The sequence below is a fragment of the Testudinibacter sp. 'clade 2' genome, assembly GCF_006227735.1.
Classification (GTDB): domain Bacteria; phylum Pseudomonadota; class Gammaproteobacteria; order Enterobacterales; family Pasteurellaceae; genus Chelonobacter.
On record NZ_VDHB01000050.1, the window covers coordinates 1 to 8,895 of the forward strand.

Annotated in this window: 10 protein-coding genes and 1 tRNA gene; 3 read left to right on the plus strand and 8 right to left on the minus strand. The window is 43.8% G+C overall.

Translation table 11 applies throughout. From position 1 onward, the window contains the following. The first annotated feature begins 219 nt into the window (after positions 1 to 219). Positions 220 to 304: transfer RNA gene (locus FHQ30_RS04400), tRNA-Leu, on the plus strand. Between the two features lie 311 nt (positions 305 to 615). On the opposite strand, the gene FHQ30_RS04405 is transcribed toward FHQ30_RS04400, so the two are convergent. From FHQ30_RS04405 to FHQ30_RS04420, 4 genes are all read right to left on the minus strand, one after another. After that, positions 616 to 1,020 carry a type II toxin-antitoxin system HicB family antitoxin gene (locus tag FHQ30_RS04405; RefSeq protein WP_139610870.1) on the minus strand — a complete coding sequence of 135 codons (405 nt, stop codon included), beginning with the start codon at positions 1,018 to 1,020 and terminating at the stop codon, positions 616 to 618. Between the two features lie 25 nt (positions 1,021 to 1,045). Next, entirely contained in the window at positions 1,046 to 1,225 is a 180-nt protein-coding gene (locus tag FHQ30_RS04410) for a type II toxin-antitoxin system HicA family toxin (RefSeq protein ID WP_139610871.1), read from the minus strand. A 141-nt stretch (positions 1,226 to 1,366) separates the two neighbouring features. Continuing rightward, on the minus strand, positions 1,367 to 4,459 hold the full coding sequence (locus FHQ30_RS04415) for a beta-galactosidase (protein ID WP_139625147.1): 3,093 nt from the start codon (positions 4,457 to 4,459) through the stop codon (positions 1,367 to 1,369). 83 nt (positions 4,460 to 4,542) lie between these two features. Beyond that, entirely contained in the window at positions 4,543 to 4,995 is a 453-nt protein-coding gene (locus FHQ30_RS04420) for a Z-ring associated ZapG family protein (protein WP_139610873.1), read from the minus strand. Positions 4,996 to 5,319: 324 nt separating this feature from the next. Between FHQ30_RS04420 and rplM the strand changes: the two genes are divergently transcribed. Further along, positions 5,320 to 5,748, plus strand: a complete 429-nt coding sequence (gene rplM / locus FHQ30_RS04425) for a 50S ribosomal protein L13 (RefSeq protein ID WP_132966809.1) — start codon at positions 5,320 to 5,322, stop codon at positions 5,746 to 5,748. A 16-nt stretch (positions 5,749 to 5,764) separates the two neighbouring features. Further along, positions 5,765 to 6,157, plus strand: a complete 393-nt coding sequence (gene rpsI, locus FHQ30_RS04430) for a 30S ribosomal protein S9 (RefSeq protein WP_084257202.1) — start codon at positions 5,765 to 5,767, stop codon at positions 6,155 to 6,157. Positions 6,158 to 6,227: 70 nt separating this feature from the next. Here the strand turns inward: rpsI and FHQ30_RS04435 are convergent, their stop codons facing one another. The 4 genes from FHQ30_RS04435 to ypfJ form a co-directional block, all read right to left on the minus strand. Then, on the minus strand, positions 6,228 to 7,055 hold the full coding sequence (locus tag FHQ30_RS04435) for an endonuclease/exonuclease/phosphatase family protein (RefSeq protein ID WP_139610874.1): 828 nt from the start codon (positions 7,053 to 7,055) through the stop codon (positions 6,228 to 6,230). A gap of 100 nt (positions 7,056 to 7,155) precedes the next feature. Then, complete coding sequence (ykgO, locus tag FHQ30_RS04440; protein WP_132966813.1) at positions 7,156 to 7,299, minus strand: type B 50S ribosomal protein L36; 144 nt, start codon at positions 7,297 to 7,299, stop codon at positions 7,156 to 7,158. 9 nt (positions 7,300 to 7,308) lie between these two features. Further along, a complete protein-coding gene (locus FHQ30_RS04445) occupies positions 7,309 to 7,572 on the minus strand; it encodes a type B 50S ribosomal protein L31 (protein WP_139610875.1) in 264 nt (87 codons plus the stop codon). Positions 7,573 to 7,795: 223 nt separating this feature from the next. Further along, on the minus strand, positions 7,796 to 8,635 hold the full coding sequence (gene ypfJ / locus FHQ30_RS04450; protein WP_139610876.1) for a KPN_02809 family neutral zinc metallopeptidase: 840 nt from the start codon (positions 8,633 to 8,635) through the stop codon (positions 7,796 to 7,798). Positions 8,636 to 8,895: the final 260 nt, after the last annotated feature.

Genomic DNA, 8,895 nt, shown 5'->3' on the forward strand with positions numbered 1-8,895 from the left:
TAGGGTCTGTTGATCTTTATTTATAATTTGAGCTATAGACCCTAATGTCAAACCGCACTTTGCAGCTACCTCAAAGCCTGAAAAGTGCGGTATCTATTAAGAAATAAACAAATTGTCGAAAATTAAAGCGAACGAATAAAATTTTTAAATTTACGCTTGCAAGTTATGTGGTTAGCCGTATAATGCCCACCACTGACAGCGATTATGTTTATCAGCGTTGCCTGGGTGGCGAAATTGGTAGACGCAGTTGATTCAAAATCAACCGCCTTCGGGTGTGCCGGTTCGAGTCCGGCCCTAGGCACCACTGGTAAATATAATCCACAAGCCCTGATTTTTTAATCGGGGCTTTTTATTATCTAAAACAACCACTTAAATAATCACTCTCTCTTTTTTACTGTATGCTTAAACAGTGCTTTGCTGATCCGCCGTGATCTGCTAAGATCGAAAACAACACTATTTTGCACCGAAATTGCACCACGAATTGCACCAAATTTAACGTGGAGAAATTATGGCAACTTTTGGTATAAAACGAGCCCTTGTTATGAATTCAAGGGCCATGTGGTTGTAGAAAGTGCGGTTGTCGTATGAGAGAGGGAGCAGCTTTGATAAAAACCGTTATGCAAACACCCTGTCAGTGGCGATTTTGGTCAAAAATTGGCTTCTATTTTTGTACTCCGGATGTGTTGCCACAAATTGATCAATGCGCTTAATCAATAAACTCGGCAGTGTAACATTAATTTTTTCTGATTTACCCAATAAGTGGGACAAATCAACTTCGACAAATGTCAAAATAAAATCTTGAAAATCAGTATTTTGTTGATGTTGTTCAATCGGTTTCGGCTGTGGAATCTCGTCACCATCTTCTAACATACCTTCAATATGAAAAGTAATCGCTTCTTTTGCATTCATAAACGCTTCTTCCAGCGTATCTCCAGCAGAAAAACAGCCTGGCACATCAGGCACAACCACACCATAAGCATGTTTTTCATCACCAATAGCGATTGCGATTGGATAGAGCATAATTTTCTTCTCCTATTTCAAAGGGCTATAGCCCTGCCTGTTTTAATATTGATTTTGTCGTTTTGATATCTAAATCCTTTTTAGGGTGTGGCACAGTCACCCGTCCTTTTCTTGCTGGGTGTTTAAATTGATGGTGACTGCCCTTAACTGCAACAAGATACCAGCCGTCTTTCTCTATCAATTTTATGATACTTTTGCTGTTCACAGATGATCCTTTTCATTCTGGAGTTATTATAACCCCAATTTTAAAAAAAACAAGTTTTATAGTTGTTTAAAGTGTATACGACGAGTACTATTTGCGACAAAATCGATATTCTGCCGCAAATAAGTGTTTGGTCTCGCTCGATTATAGTGCGAAGTTTAGTTGATAATGGTATTGCCTTTGTGACAGTTGATATTCCCGATGTACACTTGGGGTCCATGAGTCATCACCGCCGACGCCCATATGGAATCCGTCAAGGCGAACATAAAGACAAGGACCCGCCACTAAGTCACAAGTGTGGCGTGCTTCTGCCAGATTGGCTTGACTGAAGCGGCTGACAACAAAATTAAACGACCCTGTCACGTTGAGTTCTGCCACGGTTAATTCACGCACATCGCAACGCAAGCCGTTTTCGCTTGGGAAAATGTAGTTGGTGTGCAGCTCAAATTGTGACAAATCATATTGCCCGATATGCGCTGCATCTTTGCGATCCGGATAATTTTCATGCGGCCCGCGCCCAAACCATTTCACGCGACTATCGCTGTTGACCAACGCCAATTCAACGCCCACGCGCGGCAGCGACGGCAAACCGTCGGCGACCTCAACCTGAACAGCCAAATCCAGTTCACCCTGTGCGGTGATACGGTACAACCATTGGCTTTTGAGCAGCAGTTGCTCTTGATGATAATAGCCGTGCTGCACACAAATTTGCAAACAATCGGACAGTGGTTCAAGCTTGAACGCCAAACATTTTTCAGTCAACGACCACAGACCGGACTGCTGCCAACGGCTGATCCACGCATTTGGATCGGCATGGTGCGCTTCGCTGGTGCCAATGTCGTTATCCAATGGCGCTCGGTAAAAATTATTGCGCAACGGTTGCACCAATTGTTCAGCGCCATTTTTCCGCCAACTGCTGAGCAAACCGCTCTTTTTATCAAACACAAGCTGAAAATGCGGCTGCTGCACCGTTAATTGCGCTTCATCTTCAACAAAGTGCGGTAGCGCAGAAGGTTGCAATGGCGGTTCGCTCAGTGCAATCACTTCAGGCAGCACAAACTGTTGTTTTGCCAGGCTGAAACCATTTTCTGCCCATGTTTGGGTTTGATTTAACACCACTTCCACATCAATCAAATACAGCGTATCCGGCAGCAGGTGAATATCCAACGGAATCCGGATTGTTTGGCTGCCTTGCGGCGGCAGATTCAGCCCGCTATAGTTAAAGCGAATCGGAAAACCGTTAGCGCTGAGTTTCCAATGCAGGAAGCAATCTTTCACGGTTTTGAACTGGTATTCACTGGTTACGGTCAACTCATAGCCCTGCTCCGCCTTTGCCAGTTTGAATTGGAAAAACTGCTGCGCTTTTTTCACTTCATGCATGGCCGGATGCAAAGTGCGGTCTGGGAATAACAATCCATTGATACAAAACTGACGATCATTGATTTGATCGCCAAAATCACCGCCATACGCCCAATAGGGATTACCTTCTTGATCAAATTTGGTTAAACCTTGATCGACCCAATCCCAAATAAAACCGCCTTGCAGCCGTGGATATTGGCGGAATGCCTGCCAATATTGCGCAAAATTGCCCACGCTGTTGCCCATCGCATGCGCATATTCGCATAAAATCAGCGGTCGTTGTTCACCAGGCATCGAAATCGCTTTTTTGATTGCCCATTTGCTGACTGCTTCGGCAGCGAAAAATTGATCCTGTTCAACACGGGCATACATCGGACAGATAATGTCGGTTGCCGCAGTCATCGAGCCACCGCCTTCGTATTGCACCGGTCGGCTCGGATCGCGCTGCTTCAGCCATTGATACATCGCATGGTGATTATTACCGATACCCGATTCATTGCCCAGCGACCAGATGATAATACTAACGTGGTTTTTATCCCGCTCCACCATACGCACAACCCGTTCCAAATAGGCGTTGAGCCAGCTTGGATCGTTCGACAAACGCTGCATCGGAAACTGTCCGTGGGTCTCTAAATTGGCTTCGTCCACCACATATAAACCATATTGATCGCACAACTCATACCAAGCGGGATGGTTGGGATAATGCGCACAGCGCACCGCATTAAAGTTGTTTTGTTTCAGTAAGATAATATCTTGCCGCATATCTTCAAGGGTCAGCGCATGTCCACGTTCGGGATGGTGCTCGTGCCGGTTTACGCCACGAATCAGTAGCGGTTTGCCGTTTAATAGCAGTTGCCCCTGCTTAATTTCCACCTTGCGGAAACCGATATCATAGGCTTCGCAATCGAGCAGTTTATTGTTGTGATCTAATAAGCTGATCACGCAACGATACAAGTGCGGTATCTCTGCTGACCACGGTTGCACCTGCGGTACGTCGGCGATTTGCTGAATCCGATCCTGATAGCCGCCTTTTTCATCGACCGCTGCTTGTTGTGCGATTGAATGGGTGATATCCAGCAGCGATTGCTCGCCATTAAACAGCTGCAACCGCACTTTTGTCAATTCGCTGTTTTGGTTCAAACGGGTTTTGACCACAAGTTGCCCGTTTTGATAAATCGCATCCAAATCCGCTTGAATTTCGACATCGGCAATATGCAACTGCGGTTTACTCAGCAAGGTTACATCGCGGAAAATGCCACTCAGCCACCACATATCCTGATCTTCCAGATAAGAGCCGTCGCTCCAGCGCAGTACCATCACTGCTAACCGATTCTCGCCCGCTTGTACAAATTCCGTTAAATCAAACTCGGCGGCAACACGGCTGTCTTGCGCATAACCGACCCAACATCCGTTACACCAAAGATGAAACGCACTGTTCACACCGTCAAAATTGATCCGCACTTGGCGCTGTTGCCACGCCGGCGGCAATACAAACGAAGTGCGGTAACAGCCGGTCGGATTCGCTTGCGGCACATAAGGCGGATTATCCGGGAACGGATATTGAATATTGGTATAAATCGGGTTGTCCGCCACATTTGGCTGCAACTGCCAATTGGACGGCACAGCAATCGTCAGCCAGTCGGCATCATCAAAGTGCGGCTGAATAAAGGCTTCCGGCACAGCCTCCGGCTTGGCGAACAGTTGAAATTGCCAGCTGCCGTTAAGGGATTGTTGATTAGGCGATGGTGCTTTGCTGACCGCACTTTGCACGTCGGGATAAGCGCACAACGGCGCATGTGCTGCCAGTCGCGATAACGAGGAGGTCACTAATGGATTTTCCCAATCTCTGGCTTTAATAATTTCACTGAATTCCCGCATAATACCACTCTATAGTTGTTAAAAAAGCAACGGAAAATCGTTGCTTTTCAATAAATTAAACTTCTTGTATTAAGACTTTATCTTTAAGATTCTTTAGACTTTAACAAGCCTGAAGAACCTTTAGAATAATCTTTTGGTTGCGCTTTTTCGTCGTTTTGTGATTCGTTGACCGCACTTGCCACATTTTCATCAAATGTTTCAGCCGTTTTGTCTGCCAACAAATCTTGAGCAAAAATTTCTTTTGCTGTAGCTTCCGGTAATAATGCCACTGAGCTTTTGGCTAAATGCTGATATAAGCGTTGATAGTCCTGCGCCAACGATTTCAGCAGCTCTGCACTTTCGGCAAAATGTTCCTCGATCTTGTTTTTCTGCTGTTCTACCTCAGTCTTCACCTGTTTTAATTCGGATTCGGTTTTTAACTGTTTTTTGACACTGCCACTGGTTATTCTGATGAAAAGATACGCTAAGATAAAGCCAATCACCACCCCAATTGTACCGATCAACCATACATTGTTTGCCACTGCTGCTGTTTCCATGCTCTCCCCCGTTGAAATATGTTAAATTGTATTGAACTGTTCAAGGTAACTGATTGAAATTATAAATCCTTATCAAGTTAACGCTAAGCACTAAATCATATTTTTTTGACCTAAGCCGTTTTTTTAAAACAAATTTAAAAGAAAAATTAGCATTTTGCCACTATTTTCCGTATAATCTTGCGACCCTGTATTACGAACGGTATTTCCCACCGCGTAAATTTAATTGAGTTCTCACTCGAAGGGGTGCAGCAATCAATTTAGAGGTGTGCTTGATGTTGTTATATTAAGCACAGGGTTTAAAAATTTTATTTTGGTAATCATTTAATGAAAACTTTTGTAGCAAAACCGGAAACTGTAAAACGTGACTGGTATGTAGTTGATGCGACCGGCAAAACTTTAGGTCGTTTGGCTACTGAAATCGCAAGTCGCTTACGTGGTAAACACAAAGCCGAATACACTCCACACGTCGATACCGGTGATTACATCATCGTGATTAACGCTGAAAAAGTTGCCGTAACCGGAAACAAACAAAGCGATAAAATCTACTATTGGCACACAGGTCACATCGGTGGTATCAAGCAAGCGACTTTCGCAGAGATGATCGAGCGTCGTCCTGAAAGCGTGATTGAAATTGCGGTTAAAGGTATGTTGCCTAAAGGTCCTTTAGGTCGTGCAATGTATCGCAAATTGAAAGTGTATGCCGGTGCTGAACACAGCCACGCTGCGCAACAACCACAAGTTTTAGACATTTAATCACGGGATCAAGATTATGGCAGAGAATCAAAACTACGGCACAGGCCGCCGCAAAAGCTCTTCAGCCCGTGTATTTATCAAACCGGGCAGTGGTAAAATCACTATCAACCAACGTGAATTAGACGTTTATTTCGGTCGCGAAACTTCTCGCATGATCGTACGTCAACCGCTGGAGTTAGTGGAATTAACTGAAAAATTGGATCTGTACATCACGGTTAAAGGTGGTGGTATTTCCGGTCAAGCAGGTGCGATCCGTCACGGTATCACTCGTGCATTGATGGAATACGATGAAACTTTACGCCCTGCACTGCGTGCAGCCGGCTTTGTCACTCGTGACGCTCGTAAAGTTGAACGTAAGAAAGTCGGCTTGCGTAAAGCACGTCGTCGTCCACAGTTCAGCAAGCGTTAATTTTTACCGCACAGTATTTATACTGCTGGATATACAAGCCGATTGGGAAACCAATCGGCTTTTTTAATCACTATTTTTCTAGCTGGTAGTTCACTTTCACCGGGAAATGATCAGAAGCAACTTTAGTCAAATCATCCAACACAATTTGCGAACTATTGACTTTTAATTTATCGTGATTTTTGCTGACCACATAATCAATAATCCATGGCTCATCTGGGATACTCGCCCCTTCTAACGGACTATCAATCCGCCAGTTATTTTTTATCAAATACGCCATCGTATCCAAATTATGATTATCTTCTTTTCTGATCGAAGCGTTGAAATCGGCTACAAAAATGGTCGGTAACTTAGAATCAAGAGTTTCTTCGATCATTTTTAACGAAGCTAATTGAATCGTGCTACCATTTTCAGTTTTATTTTTGTGGGTTAAATGCGAGGCGACAAATTGGAATGTAATACCATCTTTATCCGTAAAGGTTGCAACACCCGCTGAACGTTGACCATCACCATCGGGATCCGGTAAGCGCACCACTTTATAGTCATTTAAGGTTAATGCATCGGATTTATAGATAATAGCATTGCCATATTCACCATTTTCAAACTCGATAGCGGCTGCATTTAAGGTTTTCCAAGGCGTATTTTGCGCATTTTGCAATTGCTGCGCAATATATTTGCCTTGACTGACAAATCCGGTTCTGGCGTTAGCAATATCCACTTCTTGCAAACCGACCAAATCCACGTCTAACTTATTCAATACATTCGCAATACGCTGTAAATCTAAAACCTCATCTTCACCAGCACCGTGGTGTATGTTATAAGAAGCAACATTTAGCGGAGCGGCAAATAACCCGACACTCGACAATAATGCGATAAAACCTGACAAATGGTGTAATTTCATTATCTATTCCTTATAAAAAGTGTATTACTCACAGCTACAGAATTATAGCTGTGAGCATCGATAATAAAATTTATCAAGTTTTTTTTCAATGAAAAAAATCCTAGCGTTTTTTCTTACAGCCCCCTTGGCGGGCTTTAAAGCGTGGATTTTCTTTGCAGATCACATAAACCACGCCATGGCGACGTACAATTTTACAGCCTTGATGGCGAGTTTTAGCGCTTTTCAATGATGATAATACTTGCATATTAAACTCCTATTTGCTTTTTAAACCGAATTTGGCGAAGCGGTTACTGAAGTCGCTGACACGCCCTTCTGTACCTAATTGACGGGTTTTACCCGTATAGTAAGGGTGTGATGCTGAAGAGGTATCGCACATAAACACCGGATATTCCTTGCCATCTTCCCATTTCATGGTGCCATTGGTGCTAGCACAAGAACGGATTAAGAAACCGTTTTTTGCGTTGGAATCATAAAATAAAACAGTACGATAGTTGCTGGGGTGAATATTTTTTTGCATGGTTTAGCCTCAATATTAGGGTCAGTTGATCTTTATTTAGGAACATTCGAGGCGTAGCATATTACATTATTGATAACAATTATCAATAGCAAAATAGATAAAAACCTTATTTTTTATCCTAAATGAGAATTTAGCGATAAAAAAACAATCTGCAGTGTCAAATTACAGATTGTTTTTAGGTTATTTGTTTGCAGTCGACCGCACTTTAGATCAGCAAAACGCTTTAGCCAAACGGATTACATTGCTTAATATCACCACTTTGTAATCCACGTTGAAACCAAGCTAAACGCTGTGCTGATGTGCCATGGGTGAAGCTGTCAGGCACTGCATAACCTTGAGATTGTTTTTGCAAACGGTCATCGCCGACCGCTTCGGCAGCATTGAAGGCTTCCTCCAAATCGCCTGACTCTAAAATACCGTTTTTATCGGCATAGTGCCCCCAAATACCGGCAAAACAGTCGGCTTGCAATTCTAATTTGACCGATAATTGATTTGCCGCAGCTTGGCTGCCACTGCGCTGCTGCGCTTGCTGTACTTTCGGCAAAATGCCCAATAAATTTTGCACATGATGTCCGACTTCATGCGCGATCACATAGGCAAATGCCGTGTCGCCTGAGGCTTTCAGCTTGTTACTCATATCTTTATAAAATGAAAGATCCAGATACACTCGTTGGTCATTCGGGCAATAAAACGGTCCCATTGCTGCCTGTCCGGTGCCGCATGAGGTTTGGGTTGCGTAATTGTAAAGCACCATCGTCGGTGGTGTGTAACGCTGACCGCTCTTGCCGAAATACTGTTCCCAGGCCACTTCAGTATCCGCCAACACCACGCGCGAAAAGGAGTTTAACTGCTGCTCTTCCTGCTCACTCAGTGAGGATTGGTAACTCTGCCCCGAACTGATACTACTGGTATCGACCAAACCAGACAGATCGACGCCAAAATAGGCACCGACTAAAATAATCAGCAAACCGACAATACCACCGCCCTTGCCGCGAAAACCGCCGCCGGATGCGCCCCGTCGATCTTCTACGTTACTGCTCTCTCTACGTCCCTGCCAACGCATATTGTTTCCCCTTAAAATGAATCAAAACTAGGGTCTGTTGATCTTTGTTTATATTTTGAGTTGTCGTTTAAAATGAGCACAATCTAGGCGTAAGCCGAAATCAATAGTGGGACTATTGATGAGGATTACAACGATGAGTGTGCTCATTTTAAACACAATCCGCTGGACTATGACTCTTTTTCGCCACTACGGCGTTAAAAGTCGTTCGTTTAGAATCACTAAACTTCACAACTTTTGCCTTGTATTGGCGAAAAACAGTC